Origin of the sequence: Acinetobacter sp., assembly GCF_039596015.1 — a bacterium.
Lineage (GTDB): Bacteria > Pseudomonadota > Gammaproteobacteria > Pseudomonadales > Moraxellaceae > Acinetobacter.
This window is the reverse complement of the sequence record NZ_JBCNKN010000015.1, coordinates 23,295-49,785: the sequence shown is the minus strand read 5'-3', so window position 1 is coordinate 49,785 and position 26,491 is coordinate 23,295. Positions and strand designations below refer to the sequence as shown.

17 protein-coding genes are annotated in these 26,491 nt (G+C 40.5%); 7 read left to right on the top strand and 10 right to left on the bottom strand.

The features are described 5' to 3' along the window. Positions 1–18: 18 nt before the first annotated feature. On the bottom strand, positions 19–363 hold the full coding sequence (locus ABDV70_RS11990) for a hypothetical protein (protein ID WP_343598027.1): 345 nt from the start codon (positions 361–363) through the stop codon (positions 19–21). Between the two features lie 390 nt (positions 364–753). On the opposite strand from ABDV70_RS11990, the gene ABDV70_RS11985 reads away from it, so the two are divergent. The 3 genes from ABDV70_RS11985 to ABDV70_RS11975 all read left to right on the top strand — a co-directional run bounded on the left by ABDV70_RS11985 (position 754) and on the right by ABDV70_RS11975 (position 5,982). After that, on the top strand, positions 754–2,973 hold the full coding sequence (locus ABDV70_RS11985; RefSeq protein WP_343598026.1) for a primosomal protein N': 2,220 nt from the start codon (positions 754–756) through the stop codon (positions 2,971–2,973). Between the two features lie 223 nt (positions 2,974–3,196). Continuing rightward, entirely contained in the window at positions 3,197–5,056 is a 1,860-nt protein-coding gene (locus tag ABDV70_RS11980) for a monovalent cation:proton antiporter-2 (CPA2) family protein (RefSeq protein ID WP_343598025.1), read from the top strand. Positions 5,057–5,106: 50 nt separating this feature from the next. After that, a complete protein-coding gene (locus ABDV70_RS11975) occupies positions 5,107–5,982 on the top strand; it encodes an Hsp33 family molecular chaperone HslO (protein ID WP_343598024.1) in 876 nt (291 codons plus the stop codon). Positions 5,983–6,175: 193 nt separating this feature from the next. Here the strand turns inward: ABDV70_RS11975 and ABDV70_RS11970 are convergent, their stop codons facing one another. Next, the gene (locus ABDV70_RS11970; RefSeq protein WP_343598022.1) at positions 6,176–7,084 is read right to left on the bottom strand and encodes a TIGR01777 family oxidoreductase; all 909 of its coding nucleotides are present in this window, start codon (positions 7,082–7,084) and stop codon (positions 6,176–6,178) included. Positions 7,085–7,387: 303 nt separating this feature from the next. Here ABDV70_RS11970 and ABDV70_RS11965 point away from each other — a divergent pair, with 303 nt between their 5' ends. The 3 genes from ABDV70_RS11965 (at position 7,388) to ABDV70_RS11955 (ending at position 9,084) form a co-directional block, all read left to right on the top strand. Next, a complete protein-coding gene (locus ABDV70_RS11965) occupies positions 7,388–8,332 on the top strand; it encodes a DnaJ C-terminal domain-containing protein (RefSeq protein WP_343598021.1) in 945 nt (314 codons plus the stop codon). Positions 8,333–8,343: 11 nt separating this feature from the next. Beyond that, positions 8,344–8,673: a chaperone modulator CbpM gene (locus ABDV70_RS11960; protein ID WP_343598020.1), complete on the top strand. Its 330-nt coding sequence runs from the start codon at positions 8,344–8,346 to the stop codon at positions 8,671–8,673. Positions 8,674–8,862: 189 nt separating this feature from the next. Further along, on the top strand, positions 8,863–9,084 hold the full coding sequence (locus tag ABDV70_RS11955) for a DUF465 domain-containing protein (RefSeq protein WP_343598019.1): 222 nt from the start codon (positions 8,863–8,865) through the stop codon (positions 9,082–9,084). A 139-nt stretch (positions 9,085–9,223) separates the two neighbouring features. On the opposite strand, the gene ABDV70_RS11950 is transcribed toward ABDV70_RS11955, so the two are convergent. The 7 genes from ABDV70_RS11950 to ABDV70_RS11920 all read right to left on the bottom strand — a co-directional run bounded on the left by ABDV70_RS11950 (position 9,224) and on the right by ABDV70_RS11920 (position 24,258). Beyond that, the gene (locus ABDV70_RS11950) at positions 9,224–10,069 is read right to left on the bottom strand and encodes a Cof-type HAD-IIB family hydrolase (RefSeq protein ID WP_343598018.1); all 846 of its coding nucleotides are present in this window, start codon (positions 10,067–10,069) and stop codon (positions 9,224–9,226) included. 108 nt (positions 10,070–10,177) lie between these two features. After that, a complete protein-coding gene (locus ABDV70_RS11945; RefSeq protein ID WP_343598016.1) occupies positions 10,178–11,401 on the bottom strand; it encodes a magnesium transporter CorA family protein in 1,224 nt (407 codons plus the stop codon). Between the two features lie 85 nt (positions 11,402–11,486). Then, entirely contained in the window at positions 11,487–13,574 is a 2,088-nt protein-coding gene (gene pnp, locus ABDV70_RS11940; protein ID WP_343598042.1) for a polyribonucleotide nucleotidyltransferase, read from the bottom strand. 241 nt (positions 13,575–13,815) lie between these two features. Next, on the bottom strand, positions 13,816–14,085 hold the full coding sequence (rpsO, locus tag ABDV70_RS11935) for a 30S ribosomal protein S15 (RefSeq protein ID WP_343598014.1): 270 nt from the start codon (positions 14,083–14,085) through the stop codon (positions 13,816–13,818). 946 nt (positions 14,086–15,031) lie between these two features. Beyond that, positions 15,032–16,714, bottom strand: coding sequence for an exodeoxyribonuclease V subunit alpha (recD, locus tag ABDV70_RS11930; protein WP_343598040.1), 1,683 nt, complete (start codon positions 16,712–16,714; stop codon positions 15,032–15,034). Between the two features lie 165 nt (positions 16,715–16,879). Further along, positions 16,880–20,590, bottom strand: coding sequence for a UvrD-helicase domain-containing protein (locus tag ABDV70_RS11925; RefSeq protein ID WP_343598012.1), 3,711 nt, complete (start codon positions 20,588–20,590; stop codon positions 16,880–16,882). Continuing rightward, on the bottom strand, positions 20,587–24,258 hold the full coding sequence (locus ABDV70_RS11920) for an exodeoxyribonuclease V subunit gamma (protein WP_343598011.1): 3,672 nt from the start codon (positions 24,256–24,258) through the stop codon (positions 20,587–20,589). Before ABDV70_RS11920 ends, ABDV70_RS11925 begins: the two co-directional genes overlap by 4 nt. A gap of 144 nt (positions 24,259–24,402) precedes the next feature. On the opposite strand from ABDV70_RS11920, the gene ABDV70_RS11915 reads away from it, so the two are divergent. Continuing rightward, positions 24,403–24,921 (top strand): hypothetical protein, encoded by a 519-nt coding sequence (locus ABDV70_RS11915; protein ID WP_343598010.1) that lies wholly within the window; start codon positions 24,403–24,405, stop codon positions 24,919–24,921. Between the two features lie 29 nt (positions 24,922–24,950). Here the strand turns inward: ABDV70_RS11915 and ABDV70_RS11910 are convergent, their stop codons facing one another. Next, on the bottom strand, positions 24,951–26,375 hold the full coding sequence (locus ABDV70_RS11910; RefSeq protein ID WP_343598009.1) for a phosphate--AMP phosphotransferase: 1,425 nt from the start codon (positions 26,373–26,375) through the stop codon (positions 24,951–24,953). Between the last annotated feature and the right edge of the window lie 116 nt (positions 26,376–26,491).

The following is a 26,491-nucleotide window of genomic DNA, read 5'->3' as shown; positions in this document are numbered from 1 at the left end:
AGAAACGTTCCCTGCCCTTTAAAATTCCCATATATAATTTGAGCCAATATACGCCACAAGCAGCACAAAAAATAACATTGGCACCTGTTTATAATATTGAATCAAGCGTTGTTCGACATCTGACCGTGCCAAAGATAATGACATATGTGACATTTGTAACGCACAAATAAAACCTATGCTTAACCATGAATAAAATAAACTGACTGCAAAAAAACCAAATATAATTTGGCTAGATTCCTGACTGATTTTCCATAACTGCACATAAACTTCCTGTACAGGTAACAGCCCCAAAATCAAGGTGACTGTTTTGAGAACACGCCAATGCAATTGATTGATTGGCTCCTTGAAGATTTCAGTATTCATCTTCGTCATCTCCGACAAAAATGCTTGTATCTGACCATTATGCTATTTTTTAATCCGTAAAATAGCCCCTTTTCCCTTCATCATTTATTATTCTTGTAACGACTGGATTTGAGAATTATTCTCGTTATAAATTCAGTTCTTAAATGAGACAATCTTCGTATTTTTATATTATCTCTCTATGCAAAAGTTTCTATTTATTCTCATCAATCAGGTGACTTATTGTCTGATAACACCCCATTAGAAATTCCTCATTCGACTTTTAAAAAAGGGAAATTTCAAAGATCAAATCATATCTTCTTCCACGGTTTTTTATAAAAGAAGACTTGCCTTTTTTCACTGTTATCCCGCATATTGCAACTTACTTATTTGATTTTATAAATCTCTGTTTCTATGCCAATGACCCCATCGACATCCTTGCCGCTTCGCGTCCGTGTTGCTGTTCCTGTTCATCTTTACGACTGTTTTGACTATGTCGTAACCGAGACACAATATCAGCAGGCAACTTTAGGCGCGCGTGTTGCAGTTTCTTTTGGGAGACAACATTTAATTGGTATTATTGTTGAAAAATTAGCAGCAGATACACCTGTTGACCCTCGTTTTCAACTCAAATCAATTGATGCATTATTGGATGAACACACGCTACTCGATGCTAATATTTTAAAATTACTAACATGGTCAGCACAGTATTATCTTTTTCCGTTAGGTGAAGTAATGCAAAGTGCCTTGCCAACACTGCTTCGTCAGGGAAAACCTTACGATTTATTGGCACGAACATGGCAACTGACCGACTTACAAGCAGAGGCTAAAATTAGCCGTTCACCTAAACAACAAGAAGCCTATAAAATCTTAAAACTCAAGGCACAAGGCACCTTAGAAAATATTCTAAATTTAAGTGGTATTGAAAGCAGTACTTTAAAAGCTTTGGAAAAAAAAGGCATTGCCCAATGCACACTTGAACAACTGGATTTTTCCCCTGAACCCGTTCAATTGGCACAAATGCCCCTTAAACCAAACGAAGACCAACAAAAAGCCATTCAAAAAATTTTAAAGGCAGAACACAAGTTTCAAGGCTTTTTACTGGATGGCGTCACAGGTAGCGGCAAAACCGAAGTCTATCTACATGTCATGCATGAAGTGCTAAAAAAAGGGAAACAGGTTTTGGTGCTAGTACCTGAAATTGGACTCACTCCACAAACCATTTCCCGTTTTCAGTCTCGTTTTCATGTGCATGTGGCTTTACTGCATTCGGGCTTAAATGACACTAAACGCCTACAGGCTTGGCAGCATGCCCAAACAGGAAAAGCCTCCATTATTTTAGGCACTCGCTCTGCGATTTATACACCGTTACCAAACCTTGGGTTAATTATTTTAGACGAAGAACACGACCTTTCTTTTAAGCAACAAGAAGGCTTTCGTTACCATGCCCGAGATGTTGCACTGTATCGGGCATACCTACAAAACTGCCCGATTATTTTAGGTTCCGCAACCCCAAGTATCGACAGCTATGCGTTAGTTGAGCAAGCGAAACTTACACATTTGGAACTCAACCAACGGGCGGGCAATGCACATTTGCCCAAAATTCACTTGCTTGATTTAAAAACACCACAAAAACAGCAAGGTCTCAGTCAGGTATTAATTCAACAAATTCAGCAGCATCTTGAAAAGAAAGAACAAGTTCTGATTTTTCTCAATCGACGTGGTTATGCACCTGTTTTAATCTGCGAACAATGTGCATGGCAAGCCAATTGCCCACGATGTGATGCGCATTTCACCTTACACTTACAGCCATATCAGCATTTGCATTGCCATCATTGCGGTTTGATTCAACGCATTCCCGATCATTGTCCACAGTGCAACCATACTCAGTTAAAACCACTGGGCATGGGGACAGCCAAGATTGAAGAAACCTTACAACAACTCTTTCCAAAATTTCCTGTCATACGCGTGGATCGGGACAGTACCAGTCGTGTCGGAAGCTGGCAAAAAATCTATGATCAAATCCAGCATAGCCAACCACTGATTTTACTGGGAACGCAAATGCTTGCCAAAGGGCATCATTTTCCTTATGTAACACTGGTTGCCATTTTAGATATTGACTCAGGTTTGCTGAGTGTCGATTTTCGGGCGACTGAGCGTACCGCCCAAATGATTGTCCAAGTTTCAGGACGTGCAGGGCGCGGTGAACATAAAGGTGAGGTTTATTTACAAACGCTTAGACCCGACCATCCTTTACTGAATACCTTAATCGATAAAGATTATCGTGCCTTTGCGATGCAAACCTTAAAAGAACGGAAAATCGCACAACTCCCTCCTTTTCGTTACGGCATTTTATTGCGCTGTGAAGCTCGTTCTGCCGAACAAAATAAGGAATATCTACAAAATATTGCCCAACAACTTCGACAAATGGCCAATGCCGAAATTGATATTTGGGGGCCAATTCCTGCACCAATGGAACGTAAAGCAGGTAAGCATCATGCCCATTTACTGCTTCTGGCTCAGGATCGTGCACGTTTGCATTATTATGTGCGAAGCTGGTGGGCACAGGCGGTACAACAGTTACCTTCTGGTTTAAAACTTTCGATTGATGTCGACCCACAAGAGTTGAGTTAACCCTCAATATACGTTGTTTTGTCTAAAAAACGACCTCATCCGTAACGTCAGTGAAATATCAATAGACTCCAATGTATGCAAATTATTTTGTTCAATAACATTTCTCTACGCTTCACTCTATCCACCATAAAAAGTGACTGTTTATAATGGTCTTAAAACTTTGAGTGACACCCCTAAGGGGGTTTTACGCTTGGTTATTCTTCTAATGAATTAAGGTGACTCAATGTCATTATTACTGCAAGCAACAATTTTTCTGGGCGCTGCACTATTACTGGTTCCACTTGGAAAACGCTTTGGAATCGCCACCGTTTTAGGTTACCTGTTCACGGGAATTATTTTAGGTCCAAGTGTTTTTAATATTGCCAGTGACGCTGAAGCCATTATGGAAATGGCTGAATTTGGCGTTATTTTATTGATGTTTTTGATTGGGTTAGAACTACGTCCACAACGCTTATGGCAAATGCGCCAAGCAATTTTTGGCATGGGGAGCTTACAAGTCTTAGTGACGGGTGGCACGCTGATGTTATTCATTTTGCTTGGTTTTCACGCTTCAATCAAAGCAAGTTTTGTGATTGGTTTTGCATTGGCACTCTCATCTACCGCTTTTGTGTTGCAATTGCTCGGGGAAAAACAACAACTCAACACCACCTATGGGCAACAAGCTTTTTCTGTCTTACTCTTTCAAGATATTGCGGCAATTCCACTTCTTGCCATCATTCCGATTCTGTCTGGGTCAAATGGCGGCTCTCACCACGGTATCGCCTATTTTGCTGCAATTATTGCCACCTTTAGTGGGCTGTTCCTCTTTAGCCGTTTTGTCATGCGCCCCTTCTTTCGCTTCGTAGCCACCAGTGGCGCAAGCGAATTAATCACTGCGGTTGCATTATTCATTGTTCTGGCCGTTGTATTGCTTATGGAAACATTAGGCATTAGCACAACGCTTGGCGCATTTTTAACAGGCGTGTTGTTAGCAGACTCTGAATTTCGTCATGAACTCGAAGCCAGTATCGCACCCTTTAAAGGTTTATTACTCGGTCTATTCTTTATGACCGTTGGTATGACCACTCACCTTAGCCTATTGGTCAATATGCCATGGCTTATCATTGGAGGTGCCTGTGCGCTGTTGCTGGTAAAATCTTTGGTGATGATGCTGATTAGCCGCATTTTTTATAAAAGTAGCTGGAAAAATAGTTTACTTTTAGGCGCTTGTTTAGCCCAAGGGGGCGAATTTGCATTTGTGGTACTCAATGTTGCCAACGGCGAAAAAATCCTTGCACAACAACTGTCTGAACCCGTTACATTAATTGTCACTTTATCGATGGTGCTCACGCCTCTACTTTATTGGTTCGTGAGTCGTTGGATTGTTCCTTTATTTGATCGACAAGGCAAAGAACAACCACAATATGATCAAATTCCAAATACCGAACACAACCCAATGATTATTGCGGGATTTGGACGTTTTGGACAAATCATTGCTCGTGTTGCACGTTTGCAGCATCTAAAATTTACAGCGATTGATCACAGCTTAAAACGTGTAGACTTCGTGCGTAATTATGGTGGTAAAATCTACTATGGCGACGTCACACATCCTGAAATTTTACGCTCGGCGGGTATCGAACATGCCAAAGTTTTTGTTTTGGCCATTGATGATGTCGAAGATTCATTAAATGTTGCACGTCATATCACACTCAATTACCCGCATGTAAAATTACTGGCTCGTGCCCGAGACCGCTATCATGTTCATTTACTCCGAGATTTAGGCGTTCACTATGTATGGCGGGAAACCTATCTGTCCTCTTTGGGCATGGCTTATCGTGTAATGAAAGAGCTGGGCGTGGATGATGATGTGGCTTATCAAAAAATCGAGATTTTCCGTGATTATGATGAAAAACTACTCTTGAAACAGCAAAGTATTTATAATGATGAGCAGAAAATTTATGAAACCCACCGTAATGCACTGGCAGAATTAGAACACTTGTTTGAAAGTGATGCCCAAGTTGAACAAGCCACCAAACCCGATGTAAACCTACGTCGTGGACTTGATCATGAACGCATCGATGTCTCTCGAGATCGGAATGAATAACTTGAGTTTTTCTAAATTGTCACCATTAAAGGCGGGTCATGGAGAAATATATGTCGAACCTACGTCAACGTTTTTATATTGAAAATTGCCCAGTTCGTGGTGAAGTTGTTCATCTTGAAGATGCACTACAAACAATTTTGGCACAACGTCACTATCCTCAGGCCATTCAGGTTCTGTTGGGTGAAATGCTCAGTGCAACGGCACTACTGGCAAGTACCCTCAAAATTAAAGGACGTATCAGCCTACAAATTCAGGCTCAAGGTACCTTTAAATGGGGCATGGCAGAATGTAACCATTTAGGCGAAATTCGAGGTTTAGCTGACTTCGAAGAAGACCCTCGTTTTGTAGAAGCGACTGACAGTAGTACCGTTCTTGCTACATTGGTTCAACCTGTTCTATTTATTAACATTGAACCTGAATTTGGTGAGCGTTATCAAGGGATCGTCCCTCTAGACAAACCAACGCTTGCAGGGTGTTTAATGCAGTATTATGCCCTTTCTGCCCAAATTCCAACACAAATTGCATTAGCAGCAAATACAAAACGCGCAGGCGGTTTGCTGATTCAGTTATTACCTCGCACCAGTGAAGAAGAACAGCAATTTGTCGATGAAGATATTTGGCCACGTCTGGTATTGCTGACTGAAACACTCAAACCAGCAGAGCTAACCGATTTAGATGCCAATGAAATTCTCTATCGTTTATATAACGAAGAAGAAGTTCGTCTGCCTGAAATTGAACACTTAAAATTTGGTTGCACCTGTTCTAAAGAAAAATGTGCCAATGCTCTTATTCAAATTGGGGTTGATGCCGTAAAAGAAACTTTAGAATTCCAAAACCCAATCCACATGGATTGTCAGTTCTGCAATAGCAAATACCAATTTACAGCAGAAGAAGCCTTGGCATTATTTGGTGAGCACTTAAGCTAAGCTTAGCCATCGTTCAAATTTAAGTAGCGTGCGATTCATGATGATATCTGAATCCAGCTACTTGAGTTTGATCACCTTTTCGTGATCACTTCATTTCGTTAATGAGTCATTTTTAACATCAATCTTTTGTTCATAAAACCTAAATCTGCTCACATAAAACTCTTTATACAATTGATATTATTATATTTTTAATCTAAACCGATTCAATTAGCAAATTCGTTAATGCTGCATTTAAGGTATTAAACTTAAACTCAAAATTCTGCGCCAATAAGGCTTTGGGTACCACATATTGTCCATTTAGAACCAGTTGCGCCTGCTCTCCCAAAATCATATTCAAAATACTACTTGGAAAATTAAAAAATGGGGTTTTCCCTAAAATTTGCGAGGCGACATGCACAAATGTTGCCTGAGTGTCATGACTTGGGGCAACCACATTATAAATACGTTCGGGATGATCCAACTGTAAAATAAAGTCGATAGCTGCCAATACATCCTGAATATGAATCCATACAAAAGGCTGCGCGCCATGCCCCAATTTTCCAAATAAATTTAACTTAATTGGAAACAGCATTTGTTTTAATACAGGTGCATTCTTTGCCAGAACCACGCCTAAACGAATAATAACCGTATTCTGTTCAGTATCTGACAATGCCTCATTTTCCCAACGCTGACAGAGTTCAGACACAAAAACCGCCTGTGCAGGAGAAGTTTCCGAACATAATGCTGTCCAATGCTCTTCAGGATCAATGCCGTAATAACCAATTGCAGAACCTGAAATAATTTTTTCAGGTTTAAGTTTGCGCTGCTTTAAAAAAACATAAAGTGCGCGTGTTGTTTCCACCCGACTTTCTATCAACTGTTGTTTACGTTCCGCCGACCAACGCTTTTGCCCGATACTCTCGCCCGCCAAATTAATCACGTATTGCAACGGAACCTCTGGAATTTCAATAAACTCATTGACCCAATTCAGTTTTGGATGCGTAGAAATTTTATTAATCTGACGGGTTAAGGCATAAATAAAATAGCCTTGCTCTAAAAAATAGGCCGCCAAATGTTGACCAATCAAGCCAGATGCGCCTGTCATTAATATTGTTTTCGCCATCGTGCTTCCTATTAATTTTCTTCTTCATCTTTCCTCTGTTATAACCAACAACCCCCATGTGGTCAATTGCCTCCAAAGACATGCTAAGCTGTTCTCGCTTTTTATATTTACCCGATCCTAGATTAAATGATTGATATTCAGTCCTAACTTTGATTATTGCCAAAATCAACCATGCACAATAAAATACACAACACAATCGAACGCTCCCAGCCTCATCACCAAGCGTAACAAAGCCTTACTTGCAATCAGTCAAAATCGTTCCATAATAAATAAAACATAATAAATCAGTGACTACAGAAGATCATGGCTAAAAATTACTATGAAGAATTAGGGGTAACCCGCTCCGCAACTCCAGATGAAATCAAAAAAGCCTACCGTAAACTGGCTCGGAAATATCACCCCGATATAAGCAAAGAAGCAGATGCTGAACAAAAGATGCAAGCCATCAATGTCGCCTATGACACACTAAGCAATGCAGAAAAAAAAGCCGAATATGACCAGATGCTTGATCACCCTCAAGGCTTTTCTGGCTTTGGGGGTGCTGGACAAGGTGGATTTGACAATGCCCAGTTTTATCAACAAGGCGGTTCCAATGCTGACTTTAGCGGATTTGAAGATCTTTTTGGGCGTTTTGGTACGGGGTTTGGAGGTGGACAATCACGACAACAACGCTATCAACAACAAAGTTTCAAAGGTGAAGATCAACATGCCAGCATAGAAGTCCCTGTCGATATCGCGTATCAGGGCTCAACACAACAAATCACCTTACAAATTCCGACCTACAATGCTTATGGTGAACCCGAGGTTCAGCGAAAAACCTTACAGGTCAAAATTCCGAAAGGCATGAAAGAAGGTCAACAAATTCGCCTTACAGGTCAAGGTCAGGCAGGCATCAATGGAGGTGAAAATGGTGACCTGTACCTTGAAATTATCTACCAAGATACCGACCAAATTCATGTTGAAGGCAGTGATGTTTATTTAAATGTCGCAATTACACCGTGGGAGGCGGCATTGGGTCAGCAGATCACGGTCAATACACCTGCGGGACATTTACAGGTCAATGTGCCTAAAAATGCCAAACAAGGTCAGCAATTACGCCTAAAAGACAAAGGAATTCCCAATAAAACCCCAGGACACCTCTACCTCATTTTGAATATTGTGGCTCCTCCTGCCAATACGGAGGAACAACAACACGCATATCAAGCATTTGCAGAACATTTTAAAAACTTTAACCCTCGACAAGACTAAGGAGATCATCCATGAGCACCATTCATTATCGAGAAATTACCTATGATGGAAATACAGAAGCTGAAATCCTTGATGAACAGCTCAGCTTTGACCTAACTCATTTTGCCCATGCCTGCGGGCAGTCACAAGAGTGGGTTTTACAACTTCTTGAATTTGATATTTTACCGACTCGCTCTACACACAGTTATACCTTCATTGGTGAAGATGTTTCTCGTGCAAGACGTGCTTATCGTCTACAACGGGACTTTGATGCATCACTGTCTGCCGTTGCCATGATGATGGATTTGATTGATGAAGTACAAAAGTTGCGTCGTCAAATGCGGCATGCAAATTTTGAATGATGGCTGAACAGATCACGTTTATGGCATTTATAAACAAAAAACACCTATAAAAGCGCCCTAAAATCCCTTACTATTTATATGGAATAAATAAAACACTCATCACAAAGTCAGTGTTTTAAATAATGACAAAGGGTTATGTTCTTGAATGGCATAACCCGCTAATACTGAAAAATAACCGAGAGGATCATCATGTTCCCAGAATACCGTAATCTAATTAGTAAATTAAAACAGGAAGATGCTCACTTTTCTAAAATTTTTGAAGAGCATAATGACATTGACCATGAAATTATCCGTCTGGAAAAAGATCCTGTAACATCTGGTTTAGATGAAATTGAAGTCCTAAAACGTAAAAAACTCAAATTAAAAGAGGAGTTATACGACATTCTAAAACGTGCCGATTCAGAAACTTAATTTGACTTAACCATCTTTTATTAAAAGGATGGGAATACCCATCCTTTTTCAAATATTAATCTTCTAAATTTACAGAAAATGTGACAATCGTTCCATTCGGTCATTCCACCCAACCTGGGTACTATCCCACTTGAAAAGCTCAAGCCGTTTTATGATGCAAACCATCAAATGGTGTTTCTTCTAGCAACACTTGATCAATCAAATCTAACACCGCTTCTTGTTCATTATTTTTTTCAGTCACAAAATGCGCCACATGTTTTAGTTCATCAACAGCATTGGCAATCGCAAAGCCAAAACCTACCTGTTGGATCATTTCCAGATCATTTAAGTTATCGCCAATTGCCAACACGTCAGATGCAGGAATACGCATTTTCTGCTGTAACAATGCCAAACCATGTGCCTTATGTTGATTTGACACAAGCAGATCGATAAAACCAAAACCGCTTGAAACCATTTTTGCAACGCCATTGCGAATAAATGGAAGTTGCTGCAATGCTGGATATATCTGTGAAAACTCATCCCCTGTTGTATCGAGCGTTATTTTACAAATCTGATCATCTATATCTGAAAAAGTAGCAACATGTTCTAGTTTCTTAAAATATTGACCAAGCTTGGCTAATTTTTTTTCGGGAACCGTATTTAAGATATAAGCACTTTTTTTCCCGCACACAATCATGGCATGTTTATAATCAACAATAAGCGCATCCTGCATGACTTTTACCAAATCTGGTGAAAAATAGGCAAACGCGAGTTCATGACCAGCCGCAACTACATAAGCACCATTTTCAGCAATAAAGGCAATTTCATCTTTTATTTCAGGAAAATAGTTTTGTAAGGTATAGAGCTGATTGCCGCTTGCAACCACAAAATGAATATTTCTTTGCTTGAGTTGCTCATATTGTTTTAAAAAGCGTGCTTTATTGTATTTTTTATCATTATTTAAAAAAGTACCATCCATATCAACCACAATCATTTTTACAGTCATTTACATCCCTGTGATCATCTTTATCTCATTTTACTGTTTAAACTATATCAGCTCATTATGAAGTTTTGGTGAATCCAAGTCATTCCTCCAACTCAAATTCACCATTTCTTATTTTAACTTTGCCATTTTCTCAACACTTTTAATGGTCTGTTTAATCGGTTCTATTTCCAGAAACCAAAATAAATTTACCCCTTTTTGATGATGCTGCTGCGCCAACATATCAATGACGCTTTTCTCACCACGACCAACCAGATGACGTCGATAAAAATAAATGATCAAGAACAGTGTACACAACAACATCACCACCAGCATTAACCAAAAACCTTGAGGTGACTTCACTCCAGGAATAAACTCAAAGTTCATCCCATAAATTCCGGTCAATAACGTCAACGGTGCAAAAATTGCGGTGATAATTGCTAAAATTCGCATATTTTCATTAGTCTGATTAGAAATTGCTGAAAAGTGCAAATCAATCGCTGCCTGAATGGAATTGCGTAGTCTTGCAGTATGTTTTTGAATCCGTTCAATATGGCTCACTAAGTCATTGAGCCGAACCAACATGATGTCCAAACCTTCCGTGCGTTGCTCCCCAACCAAATGATGGTAGTTTTCAACAATTTCATCACGCAATTCCTGTAAGGTTTCAATTTGTTCTTCACATAAATTTTCAACCTGTTGAAATGCCATACTTTCTTGTAATAACTGTCGCCACTGACGAAAAAAACGATGCCCTTGCAAAAGTTCTTGTTGCCAATATTCGACCCTTTTCGTCAAAGGGGCGCGTAACTGTAAATAGTCATCAATCATGCTATTTAAAATACGCAGCGCTAAATTAAGCGGGGTCGAAGGTAATTTTCGGGTTTTATTTTGTTCCTCTTCAGGCTTTAACATCAGTGCATGTAAACGTTCAATATATGACTCAATTGCCCGATTACCCTTCTCCCGTACCGTTACAATCGCACGGGGTGACAGTGTAAAAGCAACAGGTGTCGTCATTAGACCAAATTCACTCTGATGCGGCTCTGCATTTTTTTCATCCAAATGCAGATGATCATCAGGGGTAATGAGTTTACGGAAAATCAGAAAGTCATAATCTTCCATCGTATCGAATGAACAAGGATGTTCGATATTTAAAATATCCTGAAGATGAAACTCATTGATTTGTACGTCAATGAGACCCTGTATTTTTTCCTGCCATGACTCCACATGTCCTACAACATCCTGACGTACGCAATCGACCCATACATAATCTAAAATATAAAGATCCGAAGGTTCTTTTCGGATAAAAGCATAATCCTCATCAGGATGACGATAGAAATAATAGACTTGCATAAACCCAATCAACTTTGGTTTGAATTTTTTTTATGATGCCATAAAAAAATCCGCCGAAGCGGATTTTTTACATCATCAATATGACTTATGCTTGATCAACATCTTTCATTGTCAATTTGATACGTCCACGGTTGTCAACATCTGCAACCTGAACTTTTACTTCTTGACCTTCTTTCAAGACATCTGTCACATTCGCAATACGTTCATTTGAAATTTGCGAAATATGAAGTAAGCCATCAGTACCCGGCATAATGTTTACGAATGCACCGAATTCAACGATACGGATAACTTTACCCGCATAGATTTTACCCGGTTCAACTTCAGCAGTTAACGCCTGAATTTTTGCAATCGCAGCACTTGCAGATGATTTAGATTCACCAAATACGCGTACAGTACCGTTGTCTTCGATATCAATCGCAGCACCAGTTTCTTCAGTGATTGAACGGATTGTTGCACCGCCTTTACCAATCACGTCACGGATTTTGTCTGGGTTGATGTTAATTACTTGGAATGTTGGCGCGAACATGTTGATTTCAGGACGTGCACGAGAAATCACTTTGTTCATTTCGTTCAAGATATGCATACGACCTGTATACGCTTGATTCAATGCAACTTCCATAATTTCTTCAGTGATACCTTCAATCTTGATATCCATTTGAAGTGCAGTAATACCAGTTGCAGAACCCGCTACTTTAAAGTCCATATCGCCAAGGTGGTCTTCATCACCCAAGATGTCAGAAAGTACAGCGAAACGCTCATCTTCTTTAACCAAGCCCATTGCAATACCTGCAACTGGTGCTTTCAATGGAACACCTGCATCCATTAATGCAAGAGACGCACCACAGACAGATGCCATAGAAGACGAACCGTTTGATTCAGTAATATCAGATACCACACGTAATACATATGGGAAACGATCTACTGGTGGAAGTACCGCTTGTACACCACGACGTGCTAAACGGCCATGACCAATTTCACGACGTTTAGGACCAGATTCACGACCTGTTTCACCTACTGAGTATGCAGGGAAGTTATAGTGCAACATGAAGCTATCAGTTTTAGTACCTGAAAGTGTATCTACCATCAAGGCATCACGTGTGTTACCCAAAGTTGCAGTCACCAACGCTTGTGTTTCACCACGAGTGAATAATGCTGAACCGTGAGTACGGTCAAGTACACCCACTTGTACTTCTAATTGACGTACAGTTTTTGTGTCACGACCATCAATACGTGGCTTACCAGACAAGATATTGTCACGTACTGTACGGTATTTAAGATCTTCAAACAAATAGTTCACTTCATCAGCAATACCATCAACATCTTCTTCTGGTACAAACTGAGCAACTGCTTCTGCATAAAGTGCATCTAATGCTGCATAACGGTCTTGCTTAACAGCAATCGTATATGCTTCTGAGATTTTCGCTTCAAATGCATCTTTTAATTTTGCACGTAATTCTTCGTTATGTGCAGGTGCAACCCAGTCAGATGCCTTCGCACCCACTGCTGCTGCAAATTCTTTAATCGCTTGAATGGCAATTTGTTGTTCGTCATGACCGAACAATACTGCACCTAGCATTTGGTCTTCTGAAAGTTCTTTCGCTTCAGATTCAACCATCAATACTGCTGATTCTGTACCTGCAACCACAAGGTCAAGGTCAGATTGAGCCATTTGTTCATAGCTTGGGTTTAAAATGTATTCGCCATTGACTAAACCAACACGTGCCGCACCAATTGGACCACGGAATGGTGTGCCTGCAATTGAAAGTGCAGCCGATGTTCCTAACATTGCAGCAATGTCAGCATCCATCGTTTTGTCAGAAGATACAACTGTTGCTGTAACTTGGATTTCGTTGTAGTAACCTTCTGGGAACAACGGACGAATTGGACGGTCAATCAAGCGAGAAATTAAAGTTTCAGCTTCAGATGCACGACCTTCACGCTTACCGTAACCACCAGGAATACGTCCAGCAGCATATTGTTTTTCTTGGTAATTTACTGTAAGTGGGAAGAAATCTTGACCCGCTTTCGCTGTTGGTTGAGCCACAACAGCAACCAATACAGTTACGCCACCCATTGTAATCAATACAGAGTTTGCCTGACGTGCAACACGACCAGTTTCTAAAACAACCTGATACTGACCATATTGGAATTCTTTACGAACAACATTAAACATCGACATGTAGTGTAATTTCCTAAAATTTTATTCTAGTGGAGACCCCTAAGGTTTGGCATTCACAACCTAAGTGGCAATATAAATGACAAAGCTTAGAAGCCGACCTCACTAGATGTTAGACACAAAGAAGGAGCGAATATTCGCCCCTTCCCAATAGCTTAGTTCGGACTAAGCTCCGCTTGTTTTTCAGTGACGAAGTTAAATAACATTCGATATACCGAAAATTTCAGCTTGAATCGAATTAACGACGTAAACCTAAAGCGCCAATTAAAGCTGTGTAACGACCGTGGTCTTTACCATTTAAGTAGTCAAGTAATTTACGACGTTGGTTAACCATACGGATCAAACCGCGACGGCTATGATGGTCGTGTTTGTGTGCTTTGAAGTGACCTTGCAAATCATTGATTTGAGCAGTCAATAAAGCTACTTGTACTTCTGGAGAACCAGTGTCGTTTTCTGCGCGAGCAAATTTAGCAATGATTTCTGCGCGGTCTTGGTTAGTTAAAGCCATTCGATTACTCCGAGATGCTTAATTTATTAAAAAACTTGATATAAAACCAACAAACTTTAATTTAAAGTGTTGTTGACTGCCGTGCATCACTACAGCAAGCAACCATTTTAAGTGAATTTGTTGGTGATTGCAAAAAAAGCCCATCAATTTTGATAAATAAATCAGAAAGTATCTACTTTTGTTCAAAAACAAGAGTAAATTGAATATTTAGCCTGCCCAAAAAAACAAAAGCTCAGTCTTGTGAACTGAGCTTTTGTTGCTGTAGTTTCTTATTGTTGTGTGAGTGATTTTCTCACCTCTTGTTCTTATTCCAAATTTTGTTTTCTTTCTCCTATGTCCGTTATCTTGTCATGCGAATGGATTCGGATATAGCCGTTTTTTCTCCACTCTCTGTAGGTAATTGCTTACATTTAAAAAGTCAACTGCTCTACTTTGTTTTTTACCATTTATAAAAATAATCTCATTACTTAACTTATATGTTTTTCATATTTCAATATTTTTCCCAAGTAGAAACATGTGCTGCCACACCGTCTAAGATGCAAGAAAATCAGGAGCATCTCTAGTCCATCCGCCCTTGTTCTCGATTAGAAATACTGTAAAAAATACAAGCGTAAAATTAAGTCGTTCTAAATCAATTTTTAATCAGGTTCTGACAATAACGCCTTCTGTCAAAAAAAGATGATATAGAAAAAAACCTTGTAGTCTCTCCCAAAACTACAAGGTTTAGCGGCTGTAAACATCCTCTTTTACCTACATCCATTCTGTAGGGTCGTGTCTTAAAGACTTTTTTTCTTATCATCATCCGATTATGACTTGGTCATCCATACCAAGTATTTTTGGTGACGCTATCTTGGCAGAATGAATTTAGTAGTACTATTCGACAATTTCTCGATTTTATGTAAGCCATTTCCTACATTTGACCAATATGTATACTTTTTATACTGATTTATTTGATTTTTCTACTCAGTCCACTTTGTCTTGTTGTCCGTTTTATTAACGATTGGACAAATGCATCTGGATCAACGAGTAAAGAAACCGCCTTTTTCGCACGAGTAATGGCTGTATAAATCAGCTCTTGGCTAAGCAATTTTTGTGAATCCTGATCAAGAACAACTGCAACATGGGCAAATTCCGAACCTTGTGATTTGTGAATCGTCAGAGCAAATGCGGTTTGAATATGCTGCGGCAATCGGGTTGCATTGACCCATTTATCCAGACTTGGAAAATAAACCTCAAATAAGTCTGGGTTTTGTCTATGATAAAAACAGATTCCAATATCTCCGTTTGACAGCCCCAGTTGATAATCATTTTCGGTCATCATCACGGGACGTCCCACATACCAACTGCCTTGTTTTACGGTAACAGGGGCTAAGTGTGCTAAAAGTTGCTGTTCCATAAATTGATTGATTTGGGTCAAACCCAATGCACCATAATGAATAGCCGTTAAAATGCGATATTCATCAAAACATTGAATAATTTTTTCCACCCAGACAGGATCTGGCGCTTTAGCATAGTCCAAAAGACAATCTGCATAGTGTTGAAACCCTTGCCACAGTAGTTCTAATGCTGGATGGGGTTGTGCTTTTTCAGCCTGTAAATATTGTAATTGAACCTGATCAATTTCTATTTCAGACAACTGAACAGGTTGTAACGCGCCTGCTTGCACCACTTGTTGTTCAAATGCTGCTAAAACCTGATTCGGTGTCAGGTTTTGCCGACCAACCTGTTGAATAAACCGCGCCATTTTGCCAATAGCAGCACTGTCACTAAAACGGCGACTATTTACTAAATGTGTACGGTTTGCTTGCAGACTCGGCACTTGTTGCAAATCTGCCAATACGGCCCCGACATCAACCGAGGCCAATTGTTGAGCATCCCCCAATAAAATTAGACGCGCATGATTTGGAATTGCTTCAAATAACTGACTTGCCAGATTTAAATCCAGCATGGAAGCTTCATCCACCACAATCAGGTCATAAGGTAATGGAAATTGGAGATTAAATTTCGGTTTCCCATACAAACCAATACCAAGCAGTCGATGCAATGTCACAGGTTGCAAATTGAATAAATCATCATGCAGTACATTTTGTTCAGTTAAACTTTCATCCCGAAAAGAGGCTTGTAGGGCTTCTTGCATTCGCTGGGCAGCTTTTCCTGTCGGCGCTGCCATTGCAATGCGTAATTGTGGAACGAGCGTTTTAAGTACAGCAACGATTCTTGCTAGCGTATAGGTTTTGCCTGTTCCCGGCCCACCTGTAATGATATTAAGAGCAAACTTCCCGACATTTAAAAGTGCCTGACGTTGGTATTCATCTGTGAGTAAATGTTGATAGGCTGCTGTTTCTACAATGTCAGGTGGAGACTGCTGTAAACGCTCGATTTGTGTTGCGATTCGTTGTTCCAATTGAAAATAACGGTACAAATAGAGTGATTTTCCATCATATACAAAGGGTTTGAGTAAATTTTGCTGTACATCTGTCAATAATTTATCTAGAATTTCGACCTCTTCAAAAGAGGCATCCAGACAACTGTCGCCACGTGCCTGTGCTGTAAACAGCCGAGAAACTAACTGTTGTATCTCGATTTGATGCGCATGTTCAGAAGGTATCATCTGTGTTAGATAGTTGATCCACGATTCAACCCAAAGCGGTTGTTCATTTAATACCTGATTTTCGGGCTTACCCACAGAGTTATCCTCATAGTTATTCACAGAGTTATCAACAAAGTTATACTCAATTTTATCCACAAATTAACCTATTGAAAAATTTAACTTTAGATAACTTATAGACAGTTTTCATCCATTTTCTCGGGGTGGATATCCCAAAATTGCATCCAAACGCAAGATCAATTCAAGCTCAGGTTTCCAGTGCACTACACCATAAGATGCGTCAGGCTGCATTCCTCTTAAATATAAATAACTTGCACCACCTAAATGCTGTTCAATTGAATAGTTTTTCAATCTCACTTTTAAGTAACGATGCAATGCCACCAAATAAATTGCCGCCTGTAACCAGTAACTACTCATCGACATATTTTGTTTGAGTGCAGTCTCTGTATAGTCTTCAAACATCATGCCCAAATGGTTACTTTTATAGTCTGCAATATAGAATTGACCGTCATGTTGGTAAACAAGGTCAATAGCTCCATTTAAAAACCGCGCAGATTCAGCATGATTCAGGTTCGGCATGTGATAGCCATATTCTAAAAATAAAGCCTGAATACGCTGCGTTGCAAAGACCCGATCTGACAATGCCATAAAAAATGGAAACTCTGCCAAATACTGGTTGGGCTGAAGCTGTGCCAGCGTTAAATTTGGGTGCAATGGGGTATGTAAAATTTCATCCAACCATTGTTGCAATAATGCCATCACATGGTCGGTATGCGTCGTCTCCAGATTTTGCAAAGCATATTCTTGTGCATAGCGTTCCTGTAGCTGCTGCCATAAGCCCTGATCTGCATTTTTAAACCGTCGATGCAGTTCTTGCGCCCATAAAGTTTGATCCTGAAAGTCTAGATTTTCCAAAATGGTATGTAAAAATGTCCCTGCTTGTGTCCCTTGCGGAAAAGCCTGCCGAACCCATGTCAGTTTTTGCCCTTGGGTCGTTTGTGGGATAGTTACGCTAACAACTTCATCAGCGGCTGCCAATGTTACTTCAGGCAATGAAGCTAGCATATCCTGCATTTGCGCACGTGTTAAATGCTGTGCCAGACCTGTAAAACTGGTGCGTGAACTTGGATAAAATCGTTTTTCGGGCAATGGTTTTGCGATTAACGGTGTCGACTGTTGTACTTCAACCACCTGTTTTTCGATATGTGGGCGACTGGTTAAAACAGGTTCGATACCACTATAAGGATGGCTAAATTCAGGCTGCTGATTTTTCCAGAACCCTAAACCATTCATGATCACTTTGGTGCTTGAAACCACGGCATAAACCCGATGACTCGCACGGGTCAATGCTACATACCACAGCCGATGCTGCTCAGCTTCGGCACGTTGCTCATGTTGTTCAATCTGGGCAGCAGACAAGTGTTGATGATGAATGGCGATCACCCGCTTTCGTTCAGGCTGTGCAGTGATGGGATTGAGTTGTTCCACCATCGAAAAATTAAGGCTTTTGTTTTGTTCTTTAAAACTGCCATCGGCATTGAGTAAAAAAACCACTTTAAACTCTAAGCCTTTCGACTGGTGAATGGTCATCAACTTCACACCAGTCGCATTCGACAACTGACGTTCCAATTCCCATTCTCGTTTACTGGGTGAATTAAGCTGTTTGAAATACCACTGGTACAAATGCTGTGGCCCTGCATGGTAACGGCTATGTTCACTTAACAGTTCAGTTAAATGCCGTACATTAACCACAACCCGCTCGTTGTCCTGACTTGGGGTGGCAACCAGCGTTTGCCACACATCAAAACGCTGCAAACAGTATTGCCATGCACTTAAAAAATTACGTTCGAACCATAATTCACGAACATGGTTAAAGGCATCAATATAGTCAGAAAAACCCTGTGGCTGCGCCTGTAGTTGTAGCAATTGGCGTAAATTAAAATTAAACAACCGACTAAGCAATGCCCGACGTAGTTTTGTTTCATCGTATGGATTTAAAATCGCGGTGAGTACAGCACCAATATCTTTAGCAATGACATGATCAAACACGCTACGCTTGGCAGGTCGGTTGACCCGAATGCCCATGTGTTCCAAGGCAAATTGTACTTTGTCCAGTCCATCATGATTTTTGGATAACACGGCAATATCATCTTCAACCAATGCTTGAGGGGTTGGTTCTGTTGCAAAATAAAGCTGCCCTAAAGCGGACTGATTCAGCAATGTTCTGATTTTCCATGCCACTTGTTGTGGATGTTCGCTTTTATCTTCGATATGAAACCAACGTAACGGCAATGGGTTTTGCTGCGATTGATCGACCAAAGCGGGATGCGGTCGTGTCCCTGCAAAAACAGGGTGATAAATCACCTGCTCGCCAAAGTCTGGTTGTTTTTGAAATAAGGCATCAACCACTTCCACCAATGGCGCAACGGAACGGTGGTTATATTGCAACTGATAAAACTGTCCAGACTTCTGAATAACATCCTGATATGCCTGAATAAAGGTCAGCATATCACCGCCACGAAAACCATAAATCGCCTGTTTACGATCCCCCACCATAATCATGCAACCACGTGCATAACGCTTTGGGTGCCGCCAAATGCTTGCCAGCATGTTGTCCTGATCTTGGTTGGTGTCCTGAAATTCATCCACCAAAATTAATGGATAGGTCTGATGCACAAAGGCAGAAAAGTGTTGTCCTTGCGTGCCTTGTAAGGCTTCACTTAAAGTTCGGATTTGCTGTGAAAATGTGGTTTCGCCTGCTTGTTGGAGTTGTTGCGGCAAACGAGTTTTCACTTGTTGGCACAGGTAAAATTTCAAAAATGTGCCCATATCTGCTAGGGTCTGCTGCATTGTCAACAAATGCTGTAGTACCGCCAACAATGCCTTGAGCTGAGTATCCTGATAAAATTGTTCTGCGGCATCGGCTGGACATTTTTTTGAAAAAATCTTCTGCTGCTCAAATAATTCTAAAAATTTAAATAATTTGGCTCGCTGCCCTGCAAAATTTTTACCAAAAAAAGCCTGACCATTGTCATTTAAAATCAGCGTCACTGCACAAGGAATGATGTCGCAAAACAACACCGTGAAACTGTCTTTTTTAAAATAAGTCCCACTGACACCTTTAAAATATTCACCTGTTGGCAAATAAAAAGCAGTCAGGTGATTTAAATCTAATGTTGTAATCTGTGTTCGCTGCTGAAGCAGTTCATCAAGTTGTAAAGCTTGCGGCTCAACAGCTTCTAGATGCGCATTGCCAAAGTTTAAACTGGACTCAACCACATCAATATAATTTTCAACAGGTTCAAGTTCACCACTGGCATACATCCAGTCAATTGAGGTCTGAGGCTGTGCCTGAATCCATTCACGTAACACATCATGAATCAGTTGCCGTGTATATTGTTTGGCATTGTCAGTGATGTCGCTCCGTTCAATTCGTCCACTTTCAAAGGCGAACTCGCGTAATAACTTTTGGCTAAAACTGTCGAGTGTGCCGACAAATAATTCATCGAGCTGATCAATCACCAGTTTTAACCGAGAACAGGCATAAGCCACCTGCCCTGCATATGTTTCTAAGACCTTTGCCTGTAGCGGGTCTTGGTCTTTCAGTTGTTGTGCGTATTGTTGATTTTCCTGTTGTGTCGCCTTACGACGAGCGTCAAAAAAACGATAAGTTTCAACCAAGCGTGAACGGATCCGCCCTTTTAATTCGGCTGCTGCCGCACGGGTAAATGTGGTTGCGATAACCTGACGGGGTAAATATTTTTCTAATAAAATCCGTACCATCAAACTTGAAAGCGTATAGGTTTTCCCTGAACCTGCCGATGCCTCAATCCAGTGTAACCCTTCAAAGTGAATATCGGTGATGGGGTGATATGAGAGGGAAACAGCAGCAGTCATATATGTTTATCCATCTGTTGATATTGGTAAATTGGCGCATACAATGCATATGCAAACTGGGCACAACTGTTGAGTAATGCCTGTGTGGCATCTTGTTCCTGCAAAATAAACTGCCAGTCGGCATGTTGTTTGGTAGAACGGTCATCTTTGACTGAAAAACTACGGTTATAATTATTTTCGGCTTGCCACTGTTTCAACAACAATTCGATATTTTCAATCTGCATTTGACCCAATTCATCACTTTGCCAAGTCAGTGTTTTGTTGTCTTTGACCAAAGGATGCAATAACAAGGCTGCGGGCAAAACCAATGGGTACTGTCGCCCATAATCCCATGCTGCCATCCATGCCTGTACATCGTGCCACGCCTGTGCCGAATCAATCCCTGAATAAATAATTGTACAGTCACTAAACACCACAATGCGTCGATTTTTTTCGGTATCAGCCCGATTTAAATATGCCAGCCACAGTATATATTCAAGCCAGACTTTCACACGACGTTCAGCACTGGCACTCGATGGATTTAAACTCACCCAGTCTTGTTGTTCAAGTTGTTCTGGCACATCGATACGAAGGTTTAAATCGGCTTTTAGCGTTAAACTTTGCTGAGTGGTTTTGGTCGGTTCAGCAGCATATTGATGAACTTGATTTAGCAGTAGCTCATATTCGGCAACGCTCATTTGCCATGCTGCATGGCTCACTTTACCGACAGGCAAGCGATCTGCTAAAAGTTCAGGCTGTAGTTGTTGATGCTGCTGCAAAAACTCACGAATGGCGTAACGTCCCAAACCATCGAGTAACAATGGCTCAGTATCAATTTCATCGACATCAATACGGACGTTATCTACGCCTAATGTTTTTAAATAAAGCTGTGCAGGGAACACCATTTGGTTAATCCACTGTGACCCATTGAGTACCATCGAGTTGGTATTTTCTAACGGAATTTCTGCATCACGCCATCCCTGTCGTTTGCCTTCACTTTGCCAAATATGCTGGGCTACAGTAAACCATTGGTCATGAAAACGTGAAATCTGTGCTTGCTGAAAACCTTTCGGGTCAAAAGGCTGTAACGGATGAATTGAAAACAACGACTGTAAATGTTGCGGTAGTTCAATCCCCTCAATCTGAACCTGTTCGGACATGAATTGTTCAGGGTTTTCTGACAATACAATATAGTCCAAATGATCAACCAGTTCCTGCAACACACTCGACGGCTGACGAACCATGCCATCATTGACATCAAAACCATTGTAAAACAACCACAGTTGTTCTTTAGCCAGTAATAAAGCATCTAAAAATGCGCCTTGATCATCCTCTATACGAGAACGATCTCCAAGTTGTGGACGTAACTGCCTAATTAAGTCAAAAGGCGTTTGTGTTTGCCGACTTGGGAATGTACCGCTATCCAAATTCAGCATCACCACCAATTTATATGGAATTGGGCGGATCTGACCAATCTGGCTAAAGGTAATTTGCCCGCTTGGTTCAGCCTGATCTATCGTATTTTCAAGCTGCTGCTGAATTTCCTGTAGTAAATACGTCAAAGGCAAACTCAGACGTTCCAATCGGATATCTTCACGTTGCTGCTGTTTTTTCGTAAAAACAGAAAGCGTCAACATTCGAATATATTTTTGCAGTAACTCAGCAACACTATCCAACGCCACCACACCTGTCTGCTGAAACTCAACCACTTCTTGTTTAAGCAAAAACAGCCATTGTTCAATGGTTTTATGTGTCACGTTCTGATCAACCAGCAGCCATTCGCTACGCTGTTTTATATCCTGATAAATCTGAATTAAAGTGGCAATTAAACTAAAATCTTCGGGGAAAACATCGGCAAAACTTAAAGTCTTTTCAAATACCGCATGTTCAGGGATTGCGATGCCTAACGCCAAGCGATCCAGTGCAAATTTAAAGCTATAACGATAATCCTGATCTTCAGGATTCAGCGTTCGAGCAAGATGCGCATCATCAAACCCACGCTTAAAACCTGCCTCAGCCAATAGCGTCAATATTCGTGCAACAGCATCGACATCTAAAGCATAACGCTGCTGTGTTGCCAGCAAACTTAACCAATCTGCAAAATCCTCAAACTGAAAACGACCACTCACCAGTGACAATCGCCCCGTCACCGCTTGCCATGCCTGCAAAATATCCAGTTGTGGAACACCCCCAATTTTAATTGGCAAATAGACCTGTTGATTGCCCTGAAACTGTGGCGGTGGCGCGAACACGGTACGAATATGGGGTTCGAGTGATTTTAAATCGGGTGTGAGAATTAGAATGTCATCTAAACGGTGTGGCGATGGGCTATTTTCATCTGCCAACCAATGCAAAATCTGCTCTTTTAACACTTCAAGCTGACGCAATGCCGAATGGCAAATATGAACCTGAATCGAATGGTCATCGGCAGCCAATGGATATTGATGCAGTTCAGGTTCCATCAAGTACAAAATGTCTGACTGGACTTTACCTAATAAAGTATCAGGATAATCTTCATCGAACAGGTCAAACCACTCGCCTTCTTCCCCCGATGACAAACTGGCCAATAATGAAAAGTGGTCACGTGCCTGTTTACCAAAACGGGTTAAAATCGGATGTCGTGACTCTCGTGCCAGTGCATTAAAGTTTAAATTAAACTGTTCAAAAAACTGATCAATTTCAGCATCGGTGACGGTTTTACCTTGTCGTTGATGGCTTTCGATAAAGCGTTCTTTGACTTTTACATCGTATTGTTTTTTCCAGTTTGGATCGACACTGTCCGCCCAGTACTCCTGCGAAGGGTTAAAGTGGAATAAATGAATCTCCACATATTGAGCGAGTCGTCTTAGAAAATTAAGCTGACTTGGCGCCAGTTCTAAAAGGGTAAAAATAAAAATCTGTTGTGGTAAGTGGCGTAAAGCAGCCACACGCTGCTCGGGATCATCCAGAATTTTCCAGAAGTCCGCATCAATGCGCTGCATTTCAATAAAATCGTCATTGAAAATTTCCAGCCATAACCAGCGTTGCCATGCTTCTAATTGTTCTAGCTGTGAAAGCTGTTCTGCTGAAAAGTGAGTGGTCTGAATCGGTTGTAATTGTTCAATCTCTAACGGCTGATTTTTGCCCCATTGTTTCAGCCAGTTTTGTGGACATTGACAATTTTCCTCAAAACGATGTGCGCAATAGCCACGATACACCATATATTGGCTAAACAATCGTGACACCTGTTCGGCAACCCAGTACAACATACTCTGTTTTTTCTGCTGCCGATCTTGAACCGATACATGCTCGGCACTGGCATAAATGCGTTGCACAATGGCAAATAAAGGATGTTGTGTATCTAATTCAAATTGAGGCGCTTGAATATATTCTTCTAATGCAGCATAAATCCGCCACTTCATCACCAACCGTGGAATATTGGCTTGACGAACCCGCTCCTTGTTTTCCAGAACCTGCTGATAAACAAACCATTGAAAAGTCTGTATGCGTTGATGAAATAAGGTATTTGCACTAATGCCCTGATCTTTTGCAATATATTGTTTTAGCCATTGCTCTACCGCAAGACTAGGTACAATCAAATGCTGACGTTCAAATATCTCAAAAGGATGATCGGTATTTATTTTCGATTGATTTAATAATTCCTGTGCCAAAATTTCAAGGCGTTGACTTTGACAAACATGAATTCCCATAGTATTCCCTTGTGATTTTTAAGCACAAACCTTATAACATCTTTTTAAGATTCAAATTTATTGACATTTTAAAACATGAAATGCTGCACAGCGCCTATTTTTTAGGTTTAAATACAACTCATTACAAGACTCAGGTTTGACTGAATGAAAATTGATAATATACCAGATTCTATCGATCCAAATCTTAATCTAGAACAAGCACGTCGTGACTGTTTAGCGCTCATTCAAAAACGGGCCTATTTTTCAGCAGGTGCGGCCATTGTACCTATTCCTTTTTTTGATGTTGTGGTGGATGTTGGCATCTTAACTCAGCTTATTCCCGAAATTAATCAACAATTTGGCCTTGATGAGGCCCATGTCAGTGTATTTGATCCAAAAACCAAAGAGATCCATTGGCACGAACTTCGCAAACGTGGAATTCAATTTTCAGGTTTAATGGTGGCACGTACAGGGGTTAAAAAATCGCTCAATGGTTTTATTAGTAAAATGCTCACCAAGCAAGTCACTAAATTTATTCCGCTTGGTGGACAACTCATTGCCGCAGGTCTGGGGTATGTGGTCTTTAAAAAGATTGCAGCAGCCCATGTGGATGATTGCTATCAACTGGCAAAACGAATTCAGCTTAAACAAAAAGCACATGTGGTTGATGTTCAAGAAGCCTAAACATCAACCCTCGGGCTGCTCTAAAACAGTTAATCGGCTTTTAACTGTTTTAAAATAGCCCGTAAAATTTCAAGTCGTGCTTGGCGTTTATTATCTGTTGCGATGATATACCACGGTGCATATGACGTACTGGTTCGTTCAAACATATCTGCTGCGGCATTTAGATAGTCATCCCACTTCGCCCGATTACGCCAGTCCTCATCGGTAATTTTATATTGCTTACGAGGTGTTTCTTCTCGGGCTTTAAAGCGTTTTTCCTGTTCATCCTTACTAATCGCCAGCCAGATTTTAATAACAACCGTTTGAGTGTCGACTAAATCTTTTTCAAAGCGATTGATTTCATCGTATGCACGTTGCCACTCATAAGGTTTGGCAAAACCTTCTATTCTTTCGACCAGAACCCGCCCATACCATGAGCGGTCAAAAATATTAATAAAGTTGGTATTGTCCTCAAGTTTTGTCCAAAAACGCCATAAATACGGATGACGTAATTCAAAGGGTTCAGGTGCGGCAATACTGTTAATTTCATACTCTCGAGGGTCTAATTTTTTAACAATCCGTTTGATTGCCCCACCTTTCCCCGCAGCATCCATTCCTTCAAAGGCAATAACGACACGGCGCTGGTTCTGCAACATCGCATTGGCAACTTTAATCGTTAGTTTTTTAAGTTCTTTTTTATATGCTGACTTCTCTAGTGGCATGTCTTGAATATTTAAAAGTTGTTCAGGAATTGCGGCTTGTCGCCATTCATGTTCAACGGTGCCATTGTGTTTTGGCAAATCTTTTAACGCTGCTAAAACATGCCGTGCAAACTGCTTATTACTTTCTTTTTGGTCTTCACCATCGATAATAATCCAGTCGTCAGTAAAATGCTGACGAAGTTTTTGAATCGTGTCATATTCTTTTTTATTGCGCCAATCTAGTCCATGCAGTTTATGCCACTGTTGTTCAGAGGCATTCATATTATCTAAACGCTTTTGTAGCGATTTCCACGACAAATCAAACCAGATTTTGACCACATGAACATCGTTTTGTTTTAAATCCTGTTCGTATTGGCGCATCTGTTGAATATAAGATTCAAACAAGGTCTCATCTAAGGGTTTTGCCACATGCATTGCTGTTTTAAGTAGGTCGTTGTACCAGTTTCCAAACAGGACAAACATTTCACCTTCACTTGGAATGGCTTTGGCATAGGGTTCCCAAAAGGTTTGTTTCATATCCAGAAGTTGTGCTGGTTTTGCTTTTACATGTAAATGTCGTGGATCTACCCAGCCTCTTAATTGTTTCACCGCCTCGCCTTTCCCTGCCAATTCAATTCCACTGACAATAATCAATAAGCTTTTGGCGTGGTCTGTTCCTCGACTGTCTTTTAAATCATACTGAGCTTCAATTAAATCCAGCGATAATTGATCTTCTTCACTTCTCATTTTTTGCTTTCTTTGTTGTGCATTCATACACTTTCCTATTGTTCTCGAAGTTATATATTTTTAAAGTGTAGAACAATCCGTATCTTCTGCCAATGTTTTACCTAAAACAAAGAAGCCTGACATCCTGTCGAGCTTCTTTAGAT

What these genes read in the sequence shown, in the direction of transcription:
- ABDV70_RS11990 (WP_343598027.1), bottom strand. Translation starts at nt 363, where the DNA reads ATGAATACTGAAATCTTCAAGGAGCCAATCAATCAATTGCATTGGCGT.
- ABDV70_RS11985 (WP_343598026.1), top strand. Translation starts at nt 754, where the DNA reads ATGCCAATGACCCCATCGACATCCTTGCCGCTTCGCGTCCGTGTTGCT.
- ABDV70_RS11980 (WP_343598025.1), top strand. Translation starts at nt 3,197, where the DNA reads ATGTCATTATTACTGCAAGCAACAATTTTTCTGGGCGCTGCACTATTA.
- ABDV70_RS11975 (WP_343598024.1), top strand. Translation starts at nt 5,107, where the DNA reads ATGTCGAACCTACGTCAACGTTTTTATATTGAAAATTGCCCAGTTCGT.
- ABDV70_RS11970 (WP_343598022.1), bottom strand. Translation starts at nt 7,084, where the DNA reads ATGGCGAAAACAATATTAATGACAGGCGCATCTGGCTTGATTGGTCAA.
- ABDV70_RS11965 (WP_343598021.1), top strand. Translation starts at nt 7,388, where the DNA reads ATGGCTAAAAATTACTATGAAGAATTAGGGGTAACCCGCTCCGCAACT.
- ABDV70_RS11960 (WP_343598020.1), top strand. Translation starts at nt 8,344, where the DNA reads ATGAGCACCATTCATTATCGAGAAATTACCTATGATGGAAATACAGAA.
- ABDV70_RS11955 (WP_343598019.1), top strand. Translation starts at nt 8,863, where the DNA reads ATGTTCCCAGAATACCGTAATCTAATTAGTAAATTAAAACAGGAAGAT.
- ABDV70_RS11950 (WP_343598018.1), bottom strand. Translation starts at nt 10,069, where the DNA reads ATGACTGTAAAAATGATTGTGGTTGATATGGATGGTACTTTTTTAAAT.
- ABDV70_RS11945 (WP_343598016.1), bottom strand. Translation starts at nt 11,401, where the DNA reads ATGCAAGTCTATTATTTCTATCGTCATCCTGATGAGGATTATGCTTTT.
- pnp (WP_343598042.1), bottom strand. Translation starts at nt 13,574, where the DNA reads ATGTTTAATGTTGTTCGTAAAGAATTCCAATATGGTCAGTATCAGGTT.
- rpsO (WP_343598014.1), bottom strand. Translation starts at nt 14,085, where the DNA reads ATGGCTTTAACTAACCAAGACCGCGCAGAAATCATTGCTAAATTTGCT.
- ABDV70_RS11925 (WP_343598012.1), bottom strand. Translation starts at nt 20,590, where the DNA reads ATGACTGCTGCTGTTTCCCTCTCATATCACCCCATCACCGATATTCAC.
- ABDV70_RS11920 (WP_343598011.1), bottom strand. Translation starts at nt 24,258, where the DNA reads ATGGGAATTCATGTTTGTCAAAGTCAACGCCTTGAAATTTTGGCACAG.
- ABDV70_RS11915 (WP_343598010.1), top strand. Translation starts at nt 24,403, where the DNA reads ATGAAAATTGATAATATACCAGATTCTATCGATCCAAATCTTAATCTA.
- ABDV70_RS11910 (WP_343598009.1), bottom strand. Translation starts at nt 26,375, where the DNA reads ATGAATGCACAACAAAGAAAGCAAAAAATGAGAAGTGAAGAAGATCAA.